General features: G+C 72.3%; 22 protein-coding genes. 11 read left to right on the top strand and 11 right to left on the bottom strand.

What is annotated here, in order from left to right; all coding sequences use genetic code 11:
• Positions 1–97 precede the first annotated feature (97 nt).
• The 4 genes from OGH68_RS24170 to OGH68_RS24155 form a co-directional block, all read right to left on the bottom strand.
• The gene (locus tag OGH68_RS24170) at positions 98–1,660 is read right to left on the bottom strand and encodes a hypothetical protein (protein WP_264247059.1); all 1,563 of its coding nucleotides are present in this window, start codon (positions 1,658–1,660) and stop codon (positions 98–100) included.
• Positions 1,657–3,330 (bottom strand): DUF3492 domain-containing protein, encoded by a 1,674-nt coding sequence (locus tag OGH68_RS24165; RefSeq protein WP_264247058.1) that lies wholly within the window; start codon positions 3,328–3,330, stop codon positions 1,657–1,659. The genes OGH68_RS24170 and OGH68_RS24165 overlap by 4 nt, the downstream gene beginning before the upstream one ends.
• A gap of 199 nt (positions 3,331–3,529) precedes the next feature.
• Complete coding sequence (locus tag OGH68_RS24160) at positions 3,530–4,843, bottom strand: DUF3152 domain-containing protein (RefSeq protein WP_264247057.1); 1,314 nt, start codon at positions 4,841–4,843, stop codon at positions 3,530–3,532.
• A gap of 8 nt (positions 4,844–4,851) precedes the next feature.
• Positions 4,852–5,817: an alpha/beta fold hydrolase gene (locus OGH68_RS24155; protein WP_264247056.1), complete on the bottom strand. Its 966-nt coding sequence runs from the start codon at positions 5,815–5,817 to the stop codon at positions 4,852–4,854.
• 166 nt (positions 5,818–5,983) lie between these two features.
• Between OGH68_RS24155 and OGH68_RS24150 the strand changes: the two genes are divergently transcribed.
• From OGH68_RS24150 to OGH68_RS24135, 4 genes are all read left to right on the top strand, one after another.
• Entirely contained in the window at positions 5,984–6,208 is a 225-nt protein-coding gene (locus OGH68_RS24150; RefSeq protein WP_264247055.1) for a hypothetical protein, read from the top strand.
• A gap of 243 nt (positions 6,209–6,451) precedes the next feature.
• Complete coding sequence (locus tag OGH68_RS24145) at positions 6,452–7,096, top strand: TetR/AcrR family transcriptional regulator (RefSeq protein ID WP_264247054.1); 645 nt, start codon at positions 6,452–6,454, stop codon at positions 7,094–7,096.
• A 152-nt stretch (positions 7,097–7,248) separates the two neighbouring features.
• On the top strand, positions 7,249–7,476 hold the full coding sequence (locus tag OGH68_RS24140) for a DUF3107 domain-containing protein (RefSeq protein WP_264247053.1): 228 nt from the start codon (positions 7,249–7,251) through the stop codon (positions 7,474–7,476).
• 199 nt (positions 7,477–7,675) lie between these two features.
• On the top strand, positions 7,676–7,945 hold the full coding sequence (locus OGH68_RS24135; protein ID WP_264247052.1) for a hypothetical protein: 270 nt from the start codon (positions 7,676–7,678) through the stop codon (positions 7,943–7,945).
• A 233-nt stretch (positions 7,946–8,178) separates the two neighbouring features.
• Here the strand turns inward: OGH68_RS24135 and OGH68_RS24130 are convergent, their stop codons facing one another.
• Positions 8,179–8,913 (bottom strand): ferritin-like domain-containing protein, encoded by a 735-nt coding sequence (locus OGH68_RS24130; protein WP_264247051.1) that lies wholly within the window; start codon positions 8,911–8,913, stop codon positions 8,179–8,181.
• A gap of 493 nt (positions 8,914–9,406) precedes the next feature.
• Here OGH68_RS24130 and OGH68_RS24125 point away from each other — a divergent pair, with 493 nt between their 5' ends.
• Positions 9,407–11,335, top strand: a complete 1,929-nt coding sequence (locus tag OGH68_RS24125) for a DEAD/DEAH box helicase (RefSeq protein WP_264247050.1) — start codon at positions 9,407–9,409, stop codon at positions 11,333–11,335.
• 187 nt (positions 11,336–11,522) lie between these two features.
• Positions 11,523–12,386, top strand: a complete 864-nt coding sequence (locus tag OGH68_RS24120; protein ID WP_264247049.1) for an alpha/beta hydrolase — start codon at positions 11,523–11,525, stop codon at positions 12,384–12,386.
• Here the strand turns inward: OGH68_RS24120 and OGH68_RS24115 are convergent.
• Positions 12,377–13,276 (bottom strand): NYN domain-containing protein, encoded by a 900-nt coding sequence (locus OGH68_RS24115; protein ID WP_264247048.1) that lies wholly within the window; start codon positions 13,274–13,276, stop codon positions 12,377–12,379. The two genes, OGH68_RS24120 and OGH68_RS24115, sit on opposite strands and share 10 nt — an antisense overlap.
• 176 nt (positions 13,277–13,452) lie before the next feature.
• Here OGH68_RS24115 and OGH68_RS24110 point away from each other — a divergent pair, with 176 nt between their 5' ends.
• Entirely contained in the window at positions 13,453–13,608 is a 156-nt protein-coding gene (locus tag OGH68_RS24110) for a hypothetical protein (protein ID WP_264247047.1), read from the top strand.
• Positions 13,609–13,683: 75 nt separating this feature from the next.
• On the opposite strand, the gene OGH68_RS24105 is transcribed toward OGH68_RS24110, so the two are convergent.
• From OGH68_RS24105 to OGH68_RS24090, 4 genes are all read right to left on the bottom strand, one after another.
• Positions 13,684–14,289, bottom strand: coding sequence for a MarC family protein (locus tag OGH68_RS24105; protein ID WP_264247046.1), 606 nt, complete (start codon positions 14,287–14,289; stop codon positions 13,684–13,686).
• 48 nt (positions 14,290–14,337) lie between these two features.
• Complete coding sequence (locus tag OGH68_RS24100) at positions 14,338–15,201, bottom strand: PHP domain-containing protein (protein WP_264247045.1); 864 nt, start codon at positions 15,199–15,201, stop codon at positions 14,338–14,340.
• A gap of 111 nt (positions 15,202–15,312) precedes the next feature.
• Positions 15,313–15,951, bottom strand: a complete 639-nt coding sequence (locus tag OGH68_RS24095) for a DUF6758 family protein (RefSeq protein ID WP_264247044.1) — start codon at positions 15,949–15,951, stop codon at positions 15,313–15,315.
• Positions 15,952–16,245: 294 nt separating this feature from the next.
• Entirely contained in the window at positions 16,246–16,842 is a 597-nt protein-coding gene (locus OGH68_RS24090; protein ID WP_264247043.1) for a suppressor of fused domain protein, read from the bottom strand.
• A gap of 451 nt (positions 16,843–17,293) precedes the next feature.
• Between OGH68_RS24090 and OGH68_RS24085 the strand changes: the two genes are divergently transcribed.
• Together OGH68_RS24085 and OGH68_RS24080 are read left to right on the top strand one after the other, a co-directional pair.
• Positions 17,294–18,409 carry a magnesium and cobalt transport protein CorA gene (locus OGH68_RS24085; protein ID WP_264247042.1) on the top strand — a complete coding sequence of 372 codons (1,116 nt, stop codon included), beginning with the start codon at positions 17,294–17,296 and terminating at the stop codon, positions 18,407–18,409.
• A gap of 124 nt (positions 18,410–18,533) precedes the next feature.
• On the top strand, positions 18,534–19,046 hold the full coding sequence (locus tag OGH68_RS24080; protein ID WP_264247041.1) for a hypothetical protein: 513 nt from the start codon (positions 18,534–18,536) through the stop codon (positions 19,044–19,046).
• A 111-nt stretch (positions 19,047–19,157) separates the two neighbouring features.
• Here OGH68_RS24080 and OGH68_RS24075 read toward each other — a convergent pair whose 3' ends face one another.
• A complete protein-coding gene (locus tag OGH68_RS24075) occupies positions 19,158–19,934 on the bottom strand; it encodes a hypothetical protein (protein ID WP_264247040.1) in 777 nt (258 codons plus the stop codon).
• A 167-nt stretch (positions 19,935–20,101) separates the two neighbouring features.
• On the opposite strand from OGH68_RS24075, the gene OGH68_RS24070 reads away from it, so the two are divergent.
• Both OGH68_RS24070 and OGH68_RS24065 read left to right on the top strand, forming a co-directional pair.
• The gene (locus OGH68_RS24070) at positions 20,102–21,364 is read left to right on the top strand and encodes a magnesium transporter MgtE N-terminal domain-containing protein (protein WP_264247039.1); all 1,263 of its coding nucleotides are present in this window, start codon (positions 20,102–20,104) and stop codon (positions 21,362–21,364) included.
• Positions 21,357–21,950, top strand: a complete 594-nt coding sequence (locus OGH68_RS24065) for a DUF1003 domain-containing protein (protein ID WP_264247038.1) — start codon at positions 21,357–21,359, stop codon at positions 21,948–21,950. Before OGH68_RS24070 ends, OGH68_RS24065 begins: the two co-directional genes overlap by 8 nt.
• Positions 21,951–21,956 lie beyond the last annotated feature (6 nt).

Genomic DNA, 21,956 nt, shown 5'->3' with positions numbered 1-21,956 from the left:
CTTAAGGATGTTGCTGTCGATGCCATGGCGACCGGTACTCCGAGGTGTCGGCTCCGCGGAGTACGGCGGATGGTCCGGCGGCATTCAGGGGACAAGGTCAAGGGGTGTGGGCCGAGGCCCGGGACAGGGCCGCCACGGCGTGGGCGAGCAGTCCGGCGGCGGCGACGCCGCAGGCGAGTGCCGGCACGGCCGCCGTGCCCCACGCGCCGACGACCGCTTCGACGGGGCGCGCGAGGGCACCGAAACCGGGCAGGCGTCCCGCCAGCAGCAGGGCGGGTGCGGCGGCCTCGACGGCGCAGGCGGCCGCCAGGGCGGTCGCGGCGGAGTCGGGGAAGCCGTGGACGATGAGCAGACGGGCGAGGAAGAGGAGCATGCCGAGGGCGGCGGTGGGCACCGGAGAGCCGCCGGGGAGAACGAGCCCGGTGAGCGCGAGCAGGACGGTGAGGGCTCCCATGTGGAGCACGACGACGGCGAGCAGCAGCGGCCGTGCCCCGGCCGCGAACTCGTCGAGCCCTCGGCACCGTTCGAGCCGGCGCCGGGCGAGCACGGAGAACAGGTGGGCCGAGCAGGCTGCCGGGGCGACGGCCAGCGCGAGCCCGGCCAGCGGTGCGTGGTCCATGGGCCACGCACCGTCCGGGCCCCCGCCGATCACCTCGTGCAGGAGTCCCTGGCCGAAGGCGGCGAACGCGAGCAGGCACAGCGTCCACATCAGTACGGAGGGGACGGTGCGGCCCTTCGCCCGGAGCGGTCCGCGGCGCAGGCACAGCGCCACCGTGACGGCGACCGCCACGGCCCCGGCCGTGCCCGTGAGGAGCCTCGGGGTGCCCTCGGCGGCCTCCATGCCCGCCACGGCGAGAGCGCACACGGCTCCGGGGAGGAGCGCGCGCAGGATCCAGGGGGCGGATCCGGCCCGGCCGGCGCGCGAATCGGCGGCGCGCGCCGGCCGGACGGGAACGGGGGTGTGCTCCGTACCACGGGGCACACGCGCGTACATCTCCTCGGCGAGGGCGAACACGTCCCGGTGGCGGAAGCGTGCCGCGGTGCGGTCCGTGACTCCGTGCGCCTCGAGACCGGCGGCGATCTCCAGTGGGTCGACCGCCCGCTCGCACAGCTCACGATGGCGGTGCATGAGCACCTTGACGGGGTCGCCGACGCCCCGCCGCGCCGCCGGCGCCGCATCCCGGGGCACGGCCGTGCTCCGGGTCGCGCCCTCGCCCCGGCCCTCGGCCGCGTCCTCGCCGCAACGGCTGCCCGGCCGGGCGGGAGCCGCTGCCGCCGGGCCCGTCCGGTCCTCACCGGCGTCGGACCGGCCCGTCCGGTCCCGGTCGCGGCCGCCGTCACGGCCGGCTGCCGATGCGACGGCACCGGCCGGCGCCTCCGGACCCGGCGGCCCCTCGGCCGGGCCGGCCGGGTCCCGCTGTTCCGCGTGGAGGTCGGTGAGGACCGCCAGGGCACGCGCCGCGCCGGGGGCGGCCCCGGCGCCCGTGCCCGCGGCGGCGGCGATGCCCGCGGCGGTCCCGACACCCGCGTAGGAGGCGGTGGCGGTGCTCGCGGCGGGGGCAGCCGCAGTGCCGACGCCCGCACCGGGGGCGGCCGCGGTGCCGGTGCTCGCGGAGGGGACCTCGCGGGCCGTGCTCTCGGTGGCTCGGGGGGCCGTCATGGGCGGGCCTCCTCAGGCGTTTCCCGGGGTGCTCCGGTCGTGACGAGACGCGGCTCCTCCGCCCAGCTGGGGGTGTGGGGGCCCGCCGCCGTGCCGGTCCAGCGGCCCGGCACATGTGATTCGGCGGGGTGCGCGAAGGGCCGCGGCTCGCCGTCCGTGTCGAAGGCCTCCCGCTGCACCGGGGAGTGCGAGATGAGTTCGAGGTAGATGTCGCGGAATGCCGTCAGGTTCTGTTCCACGGTGAAGAGTTCGAGCGCGCGGGCGCGGGCCGCCGCGCCCAGCCGCTCACGGCGCGCCGGATCGCGCAGCAGCGCGACGCAGGCGTCGGCGAGCGCCCGGGGATTGCGCGGGGGCACGACCAGCCCGGTGCCCCCGATGACCTCCACGACCGCGCCGACGTCCGTGGACACCGTCGCGCGGCCGCAGAACATCGCCTCGACCAGGCTGACGGGAAAGCCCTCCACGACGCTGGAGAGGACGACCACTCCCCCGGCCGCGTACGCGTCGACGAGCTCCGGCGCTCCGGGCCCGCCGATCTCCTCGAAGGAGACCGGGTTGTCGCCGACGGCGTGCGCGCCGTCGGCCTCGTCGGGGAAGAGCTGCGCGGCGAGCGCCTTGCAGTGGGCCAGGCAGGCGATCGCCTCCGGGCTCTGCGCGGGGGCGCCGAACAGCCGCAGCCGGGCCGCCGGCTCCTCCTTGCGGATCTCCGCGAAGGCGTGCAGCAGGCCGATGACGTCCTTGGACGGCTCGATGCGGCCGACCCAGACGAGGGTGTGCGGGTCACCGGCCCCGGCGCTGTCACCGACGGCCGCGAAACGGTCCGCCGCCATCCCGGGGTAGACGGTGCGCAGCTTCTCCCGGTCGGCCCCGCACTTCTCCTGCCAGCGCCGCGCGTGGGTGTTGCCGGGCGTGATGACGGCCGCCTGCCGGTAGACCTCGCCGGCCAGCTGCCGGTGGAAGGCGGCGAGGAGGGCTCGTACCGGCGTGCTCAAGCCGGCGGCGCCGGCCGCCTCGAGATAGTGGGCGCGCAGCCGGACGCCGTACTCGGTGACCAGCAGCGGGACTCCGCAGAAGCGTTTGGCCAACAGGCCGGGCAGCGCCGCCGGTCCACCGGATGCCGCGTGGCACAGGTCGACCGCGCCGAGGCCGTCCTCGTCGTACCAGTCGAGGAGCAGCGGGCGCAGCGCGCGCTCCAGACGGTCGGCGAACAGGAGGAGGTCGACCACGGTCGCGCCGTGCACCGTACGGCGTGTGCCGGGCGCACGGCAGGCGGTCTCGAGGATGCGCACGGCGGTCTCCGACCGGAGTGCGGCGTACAGCCCGCCGTGTTCGCGGGCGAGTTCGGCCAGGCCGTACAGCCCGTCGACGAAGCCGTCGCCGTCGGCGCACACCGCGGCGACGAGGTCCTTGAAGTGGCCGGCGAAGCGCCGGCGTTCGCGCCGTCCGTGGGTCCGGCCGTCGTCCGCCGGTGCCCACAGCGCGGCGGTGCGCACCCTGCGCACCTGCGGGGGAAGCCGGATGCAGCCCTGTTCCTCCTGCTGGGCACTGCGGCTGAGGGCGTACAGGTCGAACTCGTGCTGACCGAGTCCGCGCACCAACCGGTCGCACCAGAGCCTGGATTCACCGGTCGCATACGGATAGCTACCCTCCGTGAGCAGTCCGATCCGCACGAATGCACCCCCGATCTCTCCCTTGTGGCGGCCGCCGTTGATTTCCGGCGACTCACAGCGGAACGACGTTAAGCGGACATGCCGGTGGCGCCACCGGAAGGGGTGAATGCACGTAACTTTCGCACCCGGGTAGCGTTCCGTCGCGCTACGGTGCAGACGAGTTACGGAGCGTAACGCAGGGGCCAGTCCCGCGCGACCCTCATTCGCCGGGGTGCACCCAGGGGTTGGCTCGGCACTTGATGCCGCCGATCTCCAGCGTCTTCGTCTGCTGCTGCATCACGGGTGCGAGCGCGCCGGGGGTGCTGCAGTTGACGTGGTTGTACCCCAGCCGGTGGCCGATCTCGTGGTTGATGAGCATCTGCCGGTAGGCGAGCATTCCGTCGTCGCCGTAGGTCTCCGCGCCCTGCGCCCACCGGAAGGCGTTGATCATCACCCGCTCGGTCGAGGCGGAGTCGCAGGAGACATTGTCGACGGTGGTGTCGAGCCCGGACTTCGCGCACCAGACCGCGGTCGTCCCCGGGCTGGCCAGTGTGATGACGAACTCGGGCTCACCGGAGGAGATCCGCTCGAAGGTCATCGCCCCGCCGTGGGCCCAGCTCCGGTCGTCGTTCAGCGTCTCCTGAACCGCCCTGGCGAAGAGTCCGGCGTCCATGCCGAGCCCCTTCTCGACGTCCACGCGGTAGCGGATCTTGCGGCCCTTGCCGGGCGCCTTGTCGAAGCCGGGCACGGCCGCGAAGTCGCCGGAGGCCGTCAGCTCGGGGTCGATCGGGAACTGCCGGGCCATCAGCTGCCGGTAGCTCGGGGCGGCGGCAGGGGGCTCTGCGGCCTGGGGCGGCGTGGGCCTGCCCTCCGAGCGGGCCGGGCGCTCGTCTGCCGGGCGTTCCCCGGAGGACTGGCCGCCGATCGTCCCCGACCGGTCGGCCGCGACCTGCCCGGCCACCACGACGGCGAGCACGGTGGTCACCGCAGCGGCCGCGATCCCCGTGAACGTACGGCCTTTGCCGCCCTTGGCCGGCGGCTCGTCCTCCGGGGCGCCCTCCGTGTCCGCGAGGGCGTCGGAGTCGCTGTCGTCCTGGATTTCGGGTGGCCGCCCGTGCCCCGTGTCCCAGTCCGTGCGCGGGGCGAACGGGTCGGACGAGTTCGGATCGGTACGCGGTGCGCGGGGCGACGGCGTCTGGTCGAATGCCTCGAGGTACTCCCGCCGCGGGCCCGGCACCCGCCCGGGCGCCGGGCCCGGGCGCGGCGGCTGCGGACGCTGTCCGCCCTGGGTCCAGTCGCCCCAGCCGCCTCCGGCCTCGTGGTGCTCCGGGTGGCCGCCCCGGGTCTGCGGCGCCCCGTAGTACCCGGACGGCTGCTGTTCGGGCCAGGGGCCGCCGTCCGGTTCCGCCGCGCGCCTGCGCCGGCCGTTCCCGGGCACGGCGGTCACGGCCTCGCGTTCGCCGGGGGGCGGTCCGCCCTCCGCGCCGGTGCGCGCGTCCTTGGGTACGTGGCCCTTGCGGCTGTGTCGTCCCACGCCCCGGATCAGCTCCTACCGCAGTCGTCGAGCAGCTCCCGGAAGGCCTGGGCGACCGTCTCCGGGTACTCCATCATCGCAACGTGCCCGGCGTCCGGGAGCGTCAGCAGCCGGGAGCCCCGGAACGCCACTGCCGCCTTGCGCGCCATACGGTACGAGACGAGCTGGTCCTTGCGCCCGTAGACAAGGAGGGTCGGTGCGAGCACCCGCTCCGCCTGCCGCCACAGCCCCTGCTGCCCGCCGAGCGTGTACGCGTCGACGATTCCGCGCGCCGACCTGGCCATCGCGTCCCAGAAGTACGGCAGGCTCATGCGCCGCTCCATCTCCTCGATGGCATGGCGCAGGGCTTCGTCCGTCACCCGTGAGGGGTCTCCGTAACAGAGGGCCAGCACTCCCCGGGTGCGCTGTTCCGGACTCCAGTCCTTGGTCATCCGCGCGAAGAGACCGGCGACGCCCGGGAGCGCAAGCAGCCCGGTCGGCACCGCGGCGCGCTGCACGCGCAGTTCGGGGAGGGCGGGCGAGACGAGGGTCAGGGTGCGCACGAGGTCGGGCCTGACGGCCGCGACGCGGGTGCACACGGAGCCGCCCAGGGAGTTGCCCAGCAGATGAACGGGCCCCCGCCCGCCGGAGTCGAGGAAACGGATCACCGCTCTGGCATGGCCGGTGACCGAGTAGTCGCCGTCGTCCGGCGGCGGCGAGTCGCCGAAGCCGGGCAGGTCGAGCGCCTCGCCGTCCACGGCGTCGTCGAGCTGCGCCATCAGTGCCGACCAGTTCTGCGAGGAACCGCCCAGTCCGTGCACGTACAGAGCGGGCGGCAGCCCGGTGCGGGCCGGAGGTCTCGACCGGACGGTCAGGGTGAGTCCGGGCAGGGCGACGGAGCGGAGCTCCTCCCCCTCGGCGACGCGCACGGTCGCGACCTTGGGAGCCACCGCGGCGCTGAGGGCGCGGGCTCCCGGCAGCTCGGTCGAAGACATGCGGCAATGTTACGAGACGATCACGCGGCTTCCCGTGTGTTCGGCGTCACACATTCCCGGTGCCGGGCGGGGCACCCGGATGGGGCACGGAATCACCACGTAGCGCCATGAATCAGTACCTCCTAGGCTCATAGGAAAGGGCGCTCTCCATCGAAAGCGGTGCCGCATGTCAGTCGACCCGACCGATCCCGAGACCTTCGAGGAAGACGACGAACAGAACACCGGAACGCGTGACGAAGAGGTCCCCGAGGCCGACGCCGCCGAGCAGCACACCGAGGTGCGCGCCGAGCGCGACGACCCGGTGGACCGCGTCGACCCGGCCGCCGCCAACGAGGCGGACATCGTCGAACAGACGCGCGTGGTCAAACTCGACGAGGACGACTACCGGTGACCTGCCGCCCGATGCCCCGATATGTCCAGGGTCGATTCGCGAACCGGCAGCTTCCGAGACTGTCCGGTCCGTGAAATCCTGCGTCCGCGCGACGCACAGCCGGGTTACCCAAAAGTACGATGGCGTGCGCGGCGCGCAGCGCACGCGGGAGACCGCGACGGTCCAGGCAAATGCTTGTTCAGACAGGCGCCTGTTCAAACTGTGCTTGTTCGAACTGTGCTTGTTCTTACATTGGGAGGCGGCGTGACAGCCATCGAGCAGACAGAGGCGGCGCGCCCGCGGGGCACACGCCTGCCACGCCGAGCCCGCAGAAACCAGCTCCTGGGCGCCGCGCAGGAGGTCTTCGTGGCCCAGGGCTACCACTCCGCGGCGATGGACGACATCGCCGAGCGGGCCGGAGTCAGCAAGCCCGTCCTCTACCAGCACTTCCCCGGGAAGCTGGAGCTGTACCTGGCGCTGCTGGACCAGCACTGCGAGTCGCTGCTCCAGGCGGTCCGCGGCGCACTGGCCTCCACCACGGACAACAAGCTCCGCGTCGCCGCCACGATGGACGCCTACTTCGCGTACGTCGAGGACGAGGGCGGAGCCTTCCGGCTGGTCTTCGAGTCGGACCTGACCAACGAGCCCGCCGTCCGCGAGCGCGTGGACCGGGTGTCGCTGCAGTGCGCGGAGGCCATCTCCGACGTGATCGCGGAGGACACGGGCCTGTCCAAGGACGAGTCGATGCTGCTGGCCGTGGGCCTCGGCGGGGTCTCGCAGGTCGTCGCCAGGTACTGGCTCTCCAGCGGCTCCGGCATCCCCCGCGACACCGCGGTGCAGTTGCTCACCTCGCTGGCCTGGCGCGGTATCGCGGGCTTCCCGCTGCACGGCAGCGAGCAGCAGCACTGAGACGGGCCCCGCGCGCCGGCGGCTCGGGCGCGGGGGCTGTTCGCTCCTGGCGTTTCCCGGCGGGTCATGCCCCGTGCCGACTCCGGGCTAGTGTGTGCTGCGTACGGCGCGGCTGACCGCGCAACGCACTGACCGTTCGGAGGGACATAGCCGTGGAGGTCAAGATCGGCGTGCAGCACGCGCCCCGGGAGATCGTTCTGGAGAGCGGGCAGTCCGCCGAGGAGGTCGAGCGCGCGGTGGGCGACGCGCTGGCCGGCAAGGCGCAGCTGCTCAGCCTCACGGACGAGAAGGGCCGCAAGGTCCTGGTGCCGTCCGACCGGCTCGCCTACGTCGAGATCGGCGAGACGACGGTGCGGCGCGTGGGTTTCGGCGCACTGTAGCCGCGACGACGGCGCGCGCCGGGCACGATCCGGACAAACGCGTGAAGCACGGCGAAGAGGGCCCGGCGGACGACCGCCGGGCCCTCAGCTGCTCAGCACTGCTGAGAACCGTTCCCACAAGGGTTGCGTTCCGTGTACGCCGGGTAATACGGGCTACGACCGATGCTGCCCGTGTCCGGCGTCCGCGAGGTGATCAGCAGTGCTCTTGGAATCGCTCGGCTCAGTTCTGCTCGGGCTCGCCCTCTCCTGGGCGGCGGTCCGGCACTTCGCCGATCGGCTTCCCTCCCGCGGGGCGGTGTTCACCACCGGCGCGCTGGGCGCGCTCTTCGGCGCGTATGTGACGCATGTGGCCCTGGGGCCCGGGCACACGCTGGCGACGCTGCTGGGGTCCATGACCATCGGGGCGGTGCTGCTCTCACTGCTGATCCGCCCGTCCACACGCAGACTGCGCCGCGCGTTCCCTTTCTGAGCCCGAACGACGACCGCCCGCCTCAGCGGCGGGCGGAGCACCGGCCCCGTCCCGCCACCGCCCGAGCGGCACCGCGGACCGGAAGCACGCGGGCTCCCCGAGCGGAGCCGCGGCCCGGGGCCGGGAAACCCGGGCCGCCGGGAGCGGAGCCCGGTGGCGGGGCCGCCGCCCGGAAGACGCTCCTGACGCCGCTCCACGCCGCTCTCGGCCGCGCTACACCGCTTCCGGCCGCGCTACGCCGCCAGACCCAGCGCGGCCATGCGCTTGGTGTGCGCCTTGGTGATCCGGGAGAACATCTCGCCGACCGCCGCCAGGTCGAAGCCGTCCGCCACACCGCCCACGAGCATCGTGGACAGCGCGTCGCGCTCGGCCACCACCCGCTGCGCCTGGGACAGCGCCTCGCCCATCAGCCGCCGCGCCCAGAGGGCGAGCCGGCCGCCGACCCGCGGATCCGCCTCGATGGCGGCGCGGACCTTCTCCACGGCGAAGTTCCCGTGACCGGTGTCGTCGAGAACCGCGAGCACCAGGGCGCGGGTGTCGCTGTCCAGGCGGGCGGCCACCTCGCGGTAGAAGTCACTGGCGATCGAGTCGCCGACATAGGCCTTGACCAGGCCCTCCAGCCAGTCGGACGGGGCAGTCTGCCGGTGGAAGTCGTCCAGGGCCTGCGCGAACGGCTCCATCGCGGCCGTCGGCTCCGCGTCGATGGCGGTCAGCCGGTCCCGCAACCGCTCGAAGTGGTGGAACTCCGCGGAGGCCATCTTCGCCAGCTCCGCCTTGTCGGCCAGCGACGGCGCCAGCTTGGCGTCCTCCGCGAGCCTCTCGAATGCCGCCAGCTCGCCGTACGCGAGCGCCCCGAGCAGGTCCACGACGGCGGCACGGTACTGCGGTTCCGCGGAAGCCGCAGCCCAGTCCTGGGCGGCGATCCCGGTGTGTCCGGCGGATTCAGTGGCGTTGTCAGGCGTCTCCATGAACGGCACAATAGCCCGCCCGTCGCAGGGGGGAAGGGCCTGGTCAGCCATGCCCGGAACGCAGTTCTCGTGAATTCACCCAACACACATGCGCGAATCCGGGGTACAGTGGTAATGCGCCTGCTGAGCGTCGGAGTATCTCTGCGCCTTCAGTGGGCCGTCTGATGAATGAGGATGCCCGGTCGGTGCCACGATCGGCTCCGACCCGACCGCCCTCCCCGCGGATCGTGCGCACAGCTGCGTACGACCGCAGACGAGGGGCCCCCTCAGCGGTACGAGCGCTCGAGCGACGGCAGTGGTCCCGCGCCCATCCGGCCGACCCACGGCCGGTCAGATACCGGGTGCGGTACGACCCCCGCGTTCGCCTCGCGCCGCGTCTCACAGAAGAGGCAACACCCTGACTACGCAGACTTTCCGGGATCTCGGGATCCTGCCCGAGACCGCCGAAGCCCTCGAGGCCGTCGGCATCGTTTCCCCCTTTCCCATCCAGGAGATGACGCTCCCCGTCGCGCTCTCCGGCTCCGACGTCATCGGCCAGGCCAAGACCGGCACCGGCAAGACCCTCGGTTTCGGCCTGCCGCTTCTCGAGCGCGTCACCGTCCCCGCGGACGTCGAGGCGGGCCGGGCGAAGCCCGAGCAGCTGACCGACGCCCCCCAGGCCCTGGTGGTCGTTCCCACCCGTGAACTGTGCACCCAGGTCACCAACGACCTGCTGACGGCCGGCAAGGTCCGTAACGTCCGCGTGCTCGCCATCTACGGCGGCCGGGCCTACGAGCCGCAGGTCGAGGCCCTCAAGAAGGGCGTCGACGTCATCGTCGGCACGCCCGGGCGCCTGCTGGACCTGGCCGGTCAGAAGAAGCTGAACCTCTCGCACGTGCGTGCGCTCGTCCTGGACGAGGCCGACGAGATGCTCGACCTGGGCTTCCTGCCCGACGTCGAGAAGATCATCCAGCAGCTGCCGGCCAAGCGCCAGACCATGCTGTTCTCGGCGACCATGCCGGGCGCGGTCATCGGACTCGCCCGCCGCTACATGTCGCAGCCCACGCACATCAGCGCCACCTCGCCCGACGACGAGGGCGCGACCGTGCGCAACACCACCCAGCGCGTCTACCGCGCGCACTCCATGGACAAGCCGGAGATGGTCTCCCGCATCCTGCAGGCCGAGGGCCGCGGACTGGCGATGATCTTCTGCCGCACCAAGCGGACCGCGGCGGACATCGCCGACCAGCTCGCACGCCGCGGCTTCGCCTCCGGAGCCGTCCACGGCGACCTGGGCCAGGGCGCCCGCGAGCAGGCGCTGCGAGCGTTCCGCAACGGCAAGGTGGACGTGCTCGTGTGCACGGACGTCGCCGCGCGCGGTATCGACGTCGAGGGCGTCACCCACGTCATCAACTACCAGACGCCCGAGGACGAGAAGACCTACCTCCACCGCATCGGCCGCACCGGCCGCGCGGGGGCGAAGGGCACCGCGATCACCCTGGTCGACTGGGACGACATCCCGCGCTGGCAGCTGATCAACAAGGCGCTCGACCTCAAGTTCCCCGACCCGGTCGAGACGTACTCCACCTCCCCGCACCTGTTCGAGGAGCTGGGCATCCCGGCCGGCACCAAGGGTGTCCTGCCGCGTGCCGAGCGGACCCGCGCGGGACTCGGGGCGGAAGAGGTCGAGGACCTGGGCGAGACGGGCGGCCGCGACCGCCGGTCCGCGTCGGCGGCGCCGGCCGCCGTCGAGGAACGTCCGGCCCGTACGCGCACGCCGCGTCAGCGCCGCCGCACCCGCGGCGGAGAGACGGTCGTGCCGGAGCAGAGCAGCACTGACACGCCGACGGCCGAGGCGCGCACGCCGCGTCGCCGCCGCCGGACCCGTGTGGGGGCGCAGGCGTCGCCGGAGGCGACGGCAGCCGTGGAGACGGCCGGCACGGAGGCCGTGGCTGTGGCCGTCGAGACGGCCGAGGCCGCGACGGTGACCCAGCCCCGCCGGCGCCGCACGCGCGGTGCGGCGGCAGCCGAGGCGGTCGTGGCGGACGTGGAGTCGACCGTTGTGACGGAGCCCGAGCCGGAGGCGAAGCCCCGCCGCCGGACCCGTGCGACCTCAGCCGCCGACACGGCCGAAGCCACCGAGACCGCAACCGAGACCAAGCCGCGGCGCACCCGCACGCGCAAGGCCACCGAAGCCGTCGAAACCGCCGAAGGCACCGACACCGCCGACGCCGACACCAAGCCCCGCCGCCGCACCCGGGCAGCCGCAGCCGCCGACACGGCCGAAGCCACCGACACCGCAACCGACACCAAGCCGCGCCGCACCCGCACGCGCAAGGTCGCGGAGCCGAAGGCGGAGCCGGTCGCCGAGGCGCCGGCGGAGGCCGAGGCCAAGCCGCGGCGGACGCGCGCGCGCAAGGCCGTGGCGCAGTTGGAGAGCTGACGGCCCCGCACGACTCCGATGGCCCGGCCCCGTTCGCGGGGCCGGGCCATCCGGTGTCTCCGCCCACCGGCTCAAGCCCGTCCCCCGCACCCCGCGCCGGGCGAGGCGGCTTTCCTCCGGATGCCCGGGCGGGCGCCACGGAGTGGGCGCGTCCCGCCGCGTACGGTCCCGCGTTAGCCTCGTGCGCATGAGCCGGCCTCCCACCTTCGTCCCGCCGCCCTGCGCCGTCCCGCGGGCGCTGTCGACCTCGCGCGGCGTGTTCGCCGTGCTCGACGCGCGTCCGGCGTCAGGAGACGACCGCGGTACCGCGCTGCTGCTGCCCGGATACACGGGCAGCAAGGAGGACTTCATCGCGATGCTCGAGCCGCTGGTCGCGGCCGGCTACCGCGCGGTCGCGGTCGACGGCCGGGGGCAGTACGAGACCGCCGGCCCCGCGGATCAAGCGGCCTACGCGCAGGACGGGTTGGCCGAGGACGTGCTGGCACAGGCCGCGGCCCTCGGCGGTGACGGCGGGCCGCTGCACCTGGTGGGGCATTCGCTCGGCGGTCAGATCGCCCGCGCCGCCGTCCTCCTTAACGCCTCACCGTTCGCGACGCTGACGCTGATGTCCTCGGGCCCCGCGCAGATCAGTGCCGCCCAGCAGCAGCGGGTGAAGCTGCTGAGCGACGCGCTCACCGTGATGCCGATGGACCAGGTGTGGCAGGCGATCCTGGCCTTCGACGCGCCAGAGGACGCGGCGGAGGAGGCCACGGAAGGCCGCGAGGACCTGCGGCAGCGGTGGCTGCGCCACAATCCGGCGCAACTCATGGCCACCGGCCGTCAGCTGACGACGGAACCGGACCGGGTCGCGGAGCTCGCCGCCGTACGGCCGCTGCCCAAGCATGTGCTGTCGGGCGAGCGCGACGACACCTGGCCCGTGCCGCTGCTGGACGACATGGCCCGGCGGCTGGACGCGCACCGGACGGTGGTCCGCGGCGCGGAGCACTCGCCGAACACGGACCGCCCACTGGAGACGGCCACCGCACTCGCGCGCTTCTGGGATCAGTACTGACTCTGCAGGTGCTGCCAGAACCCGTCCCGCAGCGCCCGGCGGAGCACCGCGTACCCGCGCAGTGAGCGCTGGAGCCGCCGTTCCGCCTCGATGAGCAGATCCTGGTCGACGGGACCGGGCAGGTAGGGGTGGCCGGGCAGCAGTTCGGCCAGCTCGGCGCGCCCCCGCTCGGCCAGCCATGTCGCGGCGATCTGCGCGCCGAGGAAACGCACCTCGTCGCGCGACGGCGGCGGGGCGCCCTCGTTCTCGTAGGTCGTGACGGGCCTGCGGGTGATGTAGGGGCGGCAGAAGTCGAGGTCGAAGGTGCGCTGGCTGTCGACCTCCCACAGCAGCGGCTCTGCCTGGTTGCGTCCTTCCGCGGCCTCGATGCCCCAGAGGTGGACCCGGGCGCCGTAGCCCTGGGCGGCTTCGACCGCGGAGACGAGGTCCTCGTCGCCGCCGACGAGCGCCGCGTCGCTGATGGCGCGGTGCCTGGCGAGGGACTCCAGGTCGCTGCGGATCAGGGAGTCGACGCCCTTCTGCTGGTTGTTGGCGTTCAGGTTGCCGAGCCGGACCTTGACGTCGGGCAGTTCGGCGACGGACTGCTGTTCGGGGGTGTGGATACGGCGCCGGGCGCCGTCGTACCAGTACACCCGCAGCAGCCTGCTGTCGGCGAAGATCGTGCGCGCCTTGTCGATGAACGCCTCGATCAGGCCCTCCGCGTCGAGGTCGAAGGAGCGCCGGTCCTCGGTGCCCGCGACCAGCAGTCCGGCCGCGGCGTAGACGTAACCGGCGTCGACGAAGATGGCATGGGTGGAAGGGGTCTTCGCGACCTCGGCGAGCATCCGCTGCAGGAGCTGGTTGGTGCGCTCCAGGCGGGTCGCGATGTCGCTGATCTCGGCGTCGTTCATACGTGGCTCATTGTCCGTGTCCGAAGCACTACTCGCCAGTACTTAGGCATCCGAAAAATTTCCTTAGCGTAGGGAATGTTTGCAAGATGCATCTCGTTGTAGACGTAGTACAGGGACGGGGACACCCGTCTGCCCATCAGTTCTCCAGCAGGAGGATCACGACGAAGGGAGAAGCCTTGCGCTTCGAGATCATGCGACTGGACGACGTCGACGGCACCGCCGTGGACAGCACGGTCGTGGATGCCGCCTCCGTCAACCGGATCGTGCAGCAGGCCGCCTACACCGGCCAGCGCATCTACATCCGACCCGCCGACACCACCACTGCTTCATAACGCTTGTGAAGTCTCCGGAGCACGACGCCCCCGTACGGACGATCCGTACGGGGGCGCATTGCATGGGCGCCCGGGTCACGCGCCCTGGATCACCTGCGTGACGCCGTTGATGATCTGCTGCACGGCGATCGCGGAGAGCATCATGCCCGCGAGCCGGGTGACCAGCACCACGCCGCCGTCCTTGATCAGGCGGATGATCACCAGCGAGTAGCGCATCGTCAGCCAGAGCACGACGTGCATCGCCACGATGGCCGCCCACACCGAGGCCTGTTCACCGGCCCCGTCCGCGTGCTGCACGGCGAGGATCACCGAGACGATCGCACCGGGGCCGGCCAGCAGCGGCATGCCCAGCGGCACCAGCGCCACATTGACGTCCTTGGTCTGCTTGGGCTCGTCGGTCTTGCCCGTGAGCAGGTCGAGGGCGATCAGCAGCAGGAGCAGCCCCCCGGCGATCATCAGCGCCGGAACGGAGACATGCAGATAGTCGAGGATCTGCTGGCCGAGGATGCCGAAGACGGTGATCACACCGAAGGCGACCGCCACGGCCTGCCAGGCCATCCGCCGCTGCACCTTGGTGGCGCGCCCGGACGTGAGGGCGAGGAAGATCGGCGTGATCCCGGGGGGATCCATGATGACAAAAAGGGTCAGGAAGAGAGAGCCGAAAACGGCAGTGTCGAACACAGTGAGGGCCTTGCGGGAAGAGGGTCGTACGAGGTGGACGGGCGAGGGTTACGGGCGGACTCCGCCCGTGCCCGGCACTGGGAACGCGCCGGTGGCGCGGCGGGTGATCTCGCCGTAGATCTCCGGGTCGGTGGTGTACTCGCCGAGCCGGCAGGTCTTGCGGCTGCCGTGGTAGTCGCTCGAACCGGTCGTCAGCAGCCCGAGTTCCGCCGCGAGGCCGCGCAGCCGGGCGCGCGCCGGCCCGTCGTGGTCCATGTGATCGGCCTCGATGCCGTCGAGGCCGCAGGCGGCGAGCTCGGCGACGGCGGCCTCCGGCACCACCTGGCCGCGCTTGGCGGCGAGGGGATGGGCGAGGACGGTGACCCCGCCGGCGGCCTTGACCAGGCGGACGGCGGTGAAGGGATCGAGTTCGTGCTTCTCGACGTACGCCCGGCCGCCGTCGGCGAGCCACTCAGGGGTGAACGCGTCGGAGACGGAGGGCACCACGCCGAGTTCGACGAGAGCCTCGGCGATGTGGGGCCGTCCGACGGAGCCGTCCCCGGCGATACGGGCGACCTGCGCCCACTCGACCGGCACGCCGAGCTCCTGGAGCTTGCCGACCATCGCCCGGGCGCGCGGCACCCGGTCGTCGCGTACGAGCTCACGCTCACGCAGCAGCTCGGGCTCTTGTGCGTCGAAGAGGTACGCGAGCATGTGGACACCGACGCCTTCGAGGCGGCAGGAGAGCTCGGCCCCCGTGACGAGAGTCACGCCGGCCGGGACGGCGGCGGCCGCCTCCGCGTGGCCGCGGGTGGTGTCGTGGTCGGTGAGCGCGACGACGTCCAGGCCGGCCGCGGCCGCGTTCCGTACGAGCTCCGCCGGGGTGTCCGTGCCGTCCGAAGCCGTGGAGTGGGTGTGCAGATCGATGCGCACGACGCGTGGCTCCGGGGCTCGGCGGGCGGAAAAGGGGACACCCCAGGATAACCGCCGCGGAAGCACCCCCCGGCCGCCCGGCAGCGGCGACGGAAGGCGGCAGGGCCCCCGCTACGACAGGAGCCGCGGCGACAGCGCCCCACACGGCAGCAGTTCGACCTCCGCCCCCGCGTCCCGCAGGTCGGTGAGGACGAGCTCGTCGTACATCAGCAGCCCGGACTGCTCCGGCCAGACGACGGCCCACAGCCACAGCCCGCGGGCCTCGCCCGCGAACACCGCACGGTCGTCGGGCGCGCCGCTGACATGCCACAGCGGGGTGGGCCGGCCGGCCGCGAGCACCTTGGCCTGCGGCGGCTTGGCGACCTCGATGTGCGGCCCGGGGTCGGGTCCGTCGATTCCGGCATAGCGGGAGCCGAGCCCGACGCCCAGCTCCTCCGCGATCAGCAGCAATTCCCCGATGCCGCCGAGCGGCCCCGGCCCCGAACACGCCACCGCCGTGGCGCGGCCGCCACTGCGGTCGTCGCCCGCGTAGGCAACGCCCGTGAACAGCCAGCCGACCGGCAGTGGCCAGGGCATCCACACCGGGACCCGAGCGCGGTGCACCACGACACCGAGGGCTTCGACACTGGGCGGGATCACCGGCTGGAGAGGGTGCACGGCACCGTGCACACCGCACTGCCAGGAATCGGCGAAGAGACCGGGCGCCCTCACCCGGCCACCGCACTTCGGGCAACTGGGTTCGCCCCTCATAAGGCCCAACGGTCCTCTCCGGCCGACGCCGCGTCAAGGACGATCACCCGTCCGGAGCGTGCCTCCGGCCCGCGAAGAGTAGATGACGATCGCACTTGTTAGCGCGTCTAACTTCTTTGGCCGGGTGCGAACCGCCAGGGACGGCTGCCGCACGGGCGACCGCCGCCGGTGCGGGACCCGCGAGGCGGGCCGGGCGTTCCCCGCTCGGCCGCAGGGCCGGCGGAGCTGAAGCCCCGTCACACGGGCGAGGGCGGTGTCGCCGCCTTCGCCAACTGGCCGGGACCGGGCTCGACTTCAGTCCAGCGGCACGGACCTGCGCAGCGGATCACGCAGATCCGTGCCGTGCGTCAGCCACCGTTCCTGAAGCTCCGCCGCACCGTGCACCCTCTTCCACGCCGCCTCGTTCGACGTCATGGGCAGCACCGGCAGGAAGCGCACCGGGTCCATGGGACCGTCCAGTTCCAGATCCTCGACCAGACCGCCGGGTTCCGCGACCAGCACCGAGCTGAAGGGCGCCGAGGGCCACAGCGCCTCCCCCACGTCGAGCGAGGCGCCCGGCGCCACGATCACACCCTCGACCTGCGGCGAAGCCGCGAGCACGGCAAGCGGGCGCAGCACCTTGTCGGTGTCCGCGAGCCCGGCCCGCACGGTGAGCACCAGTTCGGCGCGGGGGCCCTTCACCCGGTCGGCGAGGGTCGCGGTGGGGTCGGTCATCGGATGCGCGGACATGCCGAGAGTGGCGTATCGCACGATGTCCCTGCCGCCGTCCCGGTCCTGGAAGCGCAACACCTCGATACGGTCGGTACCGAGGAAGGTCACCGCGGCGCGCGCGTCCGGTTCGCCGAGGGCGCTGCGCAGTCGGGCGTCGACGAGAGCGAGAACATCTTCCATGTGGCGAGCATAGGTCGCGTAAGAAACGGGCAAACACAGGGATTGACCCGTAGTCGGCTGATAGTCTTGGCCGCTGGTCGGGACGGCGCGCAGAAGCGACGCCTTCGAGTCCCGACGACACGTCGTCCCTCATGGGGGACCGGCCGGAGGAGGTGAGGCTGCGGTGGATCGAAGTCGATCGTGCAGTACCAGCAGCTCTTCCGCACGGCACCCTTCCTCTCGCCGGTCCTGACCCGACGAGCCGGATTCGGTGAGCTGAGGCCTTTTCCCGCACGGGGCCCCACGGCATTTCGCATGACGGAAGAGCGCGAGCACTTCGTTTTTGCCTGTCTGTAGCGAACGCCGTCACCGCGCCCCCGCGGTGCCGCCCGCTTTGCGGACGTATGTCTCACGTCCCCATTCCGGGCTGTGCCACGCCACCGCCGACGGCCTCTCCGTGAAGGAGCCAGCCATGTCGATGATCCGTGACCTGCGCGCCGCGGTCCGCCCCTCGCTGCGCAAGAGCAGCACCCCCTACAGCGGCTACGACACGACCCGTGACCCCTCGGCGTCCAGTGCGGTCGTCGACTGCGCCGTCTACCGCGACGGCCGTCGCCTCGAGAGCACCGCCTGTCTCACGCCGCACGAGGCGATGCTGCGGGTGCGTGAGGGCGGCGGGTTCGCCTGGATCGGACTGCACGAGCCGACGGAGGCCGAATTCGCGGGCATCGCCGCCGAGTTCGGGCTGCACCCGCTGGCCGTCGAGGACGCGGTCCACGCCCACCAGCGGCCGAAGCTGGAGCGCTACGACGACACGCTGTTCACGGTCTTCAAGACCATCCACTACGTGGAGCACGCCGAGCTGACCGCGACCAGCGAGGTCGTCGAGACCGGCGAGGTGATGTGCTTCACCGGCCGGGACTTCGTCATCACGGTGCGGCACGGCGGCAAGGGCTCGCTGCGCGCGCTGCGGCACAGCCTCCAGAAGGACGCCGAACTGCTCGCCAAGGGCCCCTCCGCGGTGCTGCACGCCATCGCGGACCATGTCGTCGACGGCTACATCGCGGTGGCGGAGGCCGTGCAGGACGACATCGACGAGGTCGAGATCGAGGTCTTCTCCGCACCCGCCAAGGGCAGCACGCGCGGCGGCGACGCCGGACGCATCTACCAACTCAAGCGCGAGGTGCTGGAGTTCAAGCGGGCCGTCTCCCCGCTGCTGCGGCCGATGCAGCTGCTGAGCGAGCGGCCGATGCGGCTGGTGGACCCCGACATCCAGAAGTACTTCCGTGACGTCGCCGACCACCTCGCCCGGGTGCAGGAGGAGGTCATCGGCTTCGACGAGCTGCTGAACTCCATCCTCCAAGCCAACCTGGCCCAGGCGACGGTCGCGCAGAACGAGGACATGCGCAAGATCACGTCCTGGGCGGCGATCATCGCCGTGCCCACGGCGGTCTGCGGGATCTACGGCATGAATTTCGAGCACATGCCGGAGCTCCAGTGGAAGTACGGCTATCCGCTGGTGCTCACCGGCATCGCGGTGGTCTGTTTCGCGATCCACCGCACCCTCAAGCGCAACGGCTGGCTGTAGGGCGGCACGGGCCGTCCCGCAGCGGGGCGTACCGCACCGGGCCGTCCCGGGCGCTGCGGCCGGAGCAGGAGCACCTGCCGCAGCGGGGCGGCACGGCCGGCCGCCGGGTCGATAGGCTGCGCGCATGACATCGCATCTGCTCCGCCGGGCGCTCGTCGAGGAGGCCACCAAGAAGTCCGGCCTCATCTGGGTGCGCGGCGACGGCCCCGCACGCGCCCTGTGGCACGTGTGGCACGAGGGTGCCGCGCACATCGTCGGCGACGGGCCCGGTGAGCAGCCGCTGCCGGGGCTCGCGGACGGCGGCGACGCCGAAGTCACCGTGCGCAGCAAGGACAAGGGCGGTCGACTGGTGGCGTGGTCGGCGCGCGTCAGTGAGCTCGCGCCGCACTCCGAGGCGTGGGAGGCGGCCGTCGGCGAGCTCAAGGGCAAGCGGCTGAACGCACCGGACGCCGAGCGGATGACGGAGCGCTGGGCGCGCGAGTGCCGGGTGCTGCGGCTCGAGCCGCGCGACGCGGTCACGGATCTGCCCGACGGCTCCCTGGCGGCCGCGCCGCTGCCGACCTCGGCGACGACCCGACGGCCCGTCCCGGCGGCGCTGCCGAGGCTGCTGCTGAAGCGCCGCAAGCGGCGCGGCTGACCCGGGGCCCCACCCGCCGCGCTTCGGCAGGAAGCCCGGCTCGGCCTGCTTCGGCATGCGCCCACAGGGGTTCAGGGGTTCACGAGCCCGGCTCCGATGTCCGGCAGTCGTTCAGGAGTCCGTCCGGGACGTCTTCGGCAGCTGCTTCCCGTAGTCGACCGTCTCGCCCGCCGCGGGCTCGGCCAGCGGGAAGTCCTTGTCCCAGTCCCCCAGTGTGAGCACGCCCGCGCCTCCGGCCCGCTTGAACTGGAGCGGATACGGCTTGCCCTCCAGCGACACGTCGAGGACACCGCCACGGCCGCCCTCACCCGCCGTCACCTTGATGGTGCGGATGCCGCCGACCCGGGTCCGGTCGCCCTTGCTGAGCTCGCCCTGCATCCCGAGCAGCCCGTCGAGGAGCACGTCCATGTCGGTGAAGCCGCGGAACTGCTTGTACGAGGGGTCCCCCTTCGGGACCTTCACATACTTGTCGGCGAGCTTCTTCGCCGCGTTCAGGTCGGACTTGGTCGGCTCCTTCCCGCCGTCCCCGTCCGCGTGGCTCCAGAAGCCGGCGTCGGCCTTCAGGAAGAGGGTGTCACCGATCCTCAGCAGCTCGAAGGCGTTCTCCTTGGAGGTGAGGGAGCCGGTGCCGCCGTCCTGCTTGAGCCGCATGTTCAGTTTGTAGGTGCCGCCCTTGCTGACGAGCGTGCCCGACAGGCGTACCGAGGTCGCGGCGTCGGCCGCCGCCCGTGCCTTGGTCTCGATCTCCTTGGCGGAGAGCTTCCCGATCCCGTTGGTCCCCGCGTCCGGGTCTTCTGCGCACGCCGTGAGAGCCACGGCCAGCCCGGCACAGAGCACCGCCGAGAGCGCGGCCCGGCGCACTCGGCCGGCCGGAAGGAGGGGAGTCACGAGCGCTCTGCCTCTCATCTTGGGGGATGGCAGACCGCAGCGTACCCGTGCGGGGTGCACCGTTACGCAGGCAGCCGTACGGACGTCAGCCGGGGGCGGCCCGGATCGGTACCGGCTAGCCTGAACCCGTCAAAGCCAGTGTTTCCGGGCATAAGAGAGGGGCGTGAATGGCGGCGGCAGCTCCGCGGGTCTTCGTCTCGCACCTCGCGGGCGTGCCCGTCTTCGACCCCAACGGAGATCAGGTCGGTCGCGTACGCGATCTGGTGGCGATGCTGCGCGTCGGGCGCCGTCCGCCGCGGCTCCTGGGTCTGGTCGTCGAGGTCCACAACCGCCGGCGGATCTTTCTCCCGATGACCCGGGTCACCGGCGTCGAGTCGGGACAGGTCATCACGACCGGCGTGCTCAACGTGCGCCGCTTCGAGCAGCGGCCGACCGAGCGGCTGGTGATCGGCGAGCTGCTCGACCGCCGGGTCCGCCTGGTGGACAGCGGCGAGGAGGTCACCGTCGTCGATGTGGCGATCCGGCAGCTGCCCGCCCGGCGCGACTGGGAGATCGACAAGGTCTTCGTACGCAAGGGCAAGGCCGGCGCGCTGCGCCGCAGGGGGGAGACGCTGACACTGGAGTGGTCCGCGGTCACCGGCTTCTCGCTCGAGGAGCACGGTCAGGGCGCCGAGAGCCTGCTCGCCACCTTCGAGCAGCTGCGGCCGGCCGACCTCGCCAATGTGCTGCACCATCTCTCGCCGAAGCGGCGTGCCGAGGTGGCGGCCGCCCTCGACGACGACCGGCTCGCCGACGTTCTCGAGGAGCTCCCGGACGACGACCAGGTGGAGATCCTCGGCAAGCTCAAGGAGGAGCGGGCCGCCGACGTCCTGGAGGCGATGGACCCGGACGACGCGGCCGACCTGCTGTCGGAGCTGCCGGAGGACGACAAGGAACGGCTGCTGGCCCTGATGCGTCCCGACGAGGCGGCGGACGTGAGGCGGCTGCTGTCGTACGAGGAGCGCACGGCGGGCGGGCTGATGACGACCGAGCCGATCGTGCTGCGCCCCGACTCCACGGTGGCCGACGCGCTCGCCCGGGTGCGCCAGGAGGACCTGTCCCCCGCGCTGGCCGCGCAGGTGTACGTGTGCCGGCCGCCCGACGAGACGCCCACCGGCAAGTACCTGGGCACGGTGCACTTCCAGCGGCTGCTGCGAGATCCGCCGTTCACCCTGGTCAGCTCGATCGTGGACAGCGATCTGCCGCCGCTGTCGCCGGATGCTCCGCTGCGGTCGGTCACCCAGCACCTCGCCGCGTACAACATGGTGGCGGCGCCCGTCGTCGACGACAGCGGGGCGCTGCTCGGGGCCGTGACCGTCGACGACGTGCTGGACCATCTGCTGCCGGACGACTGGCGCGAGACGGAGTTCGAGGAGCCCTCCCATGGTTAGCGGGCGGGACCACGGCCTGCCCGAACGGGGCGAGCGGGACCGCATGCCGGCCGGTGCCAGCGCCGCGCCGCGGACCCGGGTGCGGCTCGATCTGCCGCGTCCGCCGCGCCGCAGCCTGCTGCCCGAATACGACCCGGAGGCCTTCGGACGGTTCTCGGAGCAGATCGCGCGATTCCTGGGCACGGGCCGGTTCCTCGTCTGGATGACGCTGACGATCATCACGTGGGTGGTGTGGAACGTCAGCGCGCCGGCGCAGCTGCGCTTCGACGAGTACCCGTTCATCTTCCTGACCTTCGCGCTGTCGCTCCAGGCCTCGTACGCGGCGCCGCTGATCCTGCTGGCGCAGAACCGGCAGGACGACCGGGACCGGGTCAATCTCGAGCAGGACCGCAAGCAGAACGAGCGGTCGATCGCGGACACGGAGTATCTGACCCGTGAGATCGCGGCGCTTCGGATGGGTCTCGGCGAGGTCGCGACCCGGGACTGGATCCGCTCGGAACTGGAGGATCTCGTGAGGGAGCTGGAGGAGCAGCGGGTCTCCGTCCCGTACGAGCAGTCCGGCCGGAGTGACGAAGACGACCGCTGACGGGCT

The organism is Streptomyces peucetius (assembly GCF_025854275.1).
Lineage (GTDB): Bacteria > Actinomycetota > Actinomycetes > Streptomycetales > Streptomycetaceae > Streptomyces > Streptomyces peucetius_A.
The sequence above is the reverse complement of the archived record's forward strand: the minus strand, read 5'-3'. Positions and strand labels throughout refer to the sequence as shown.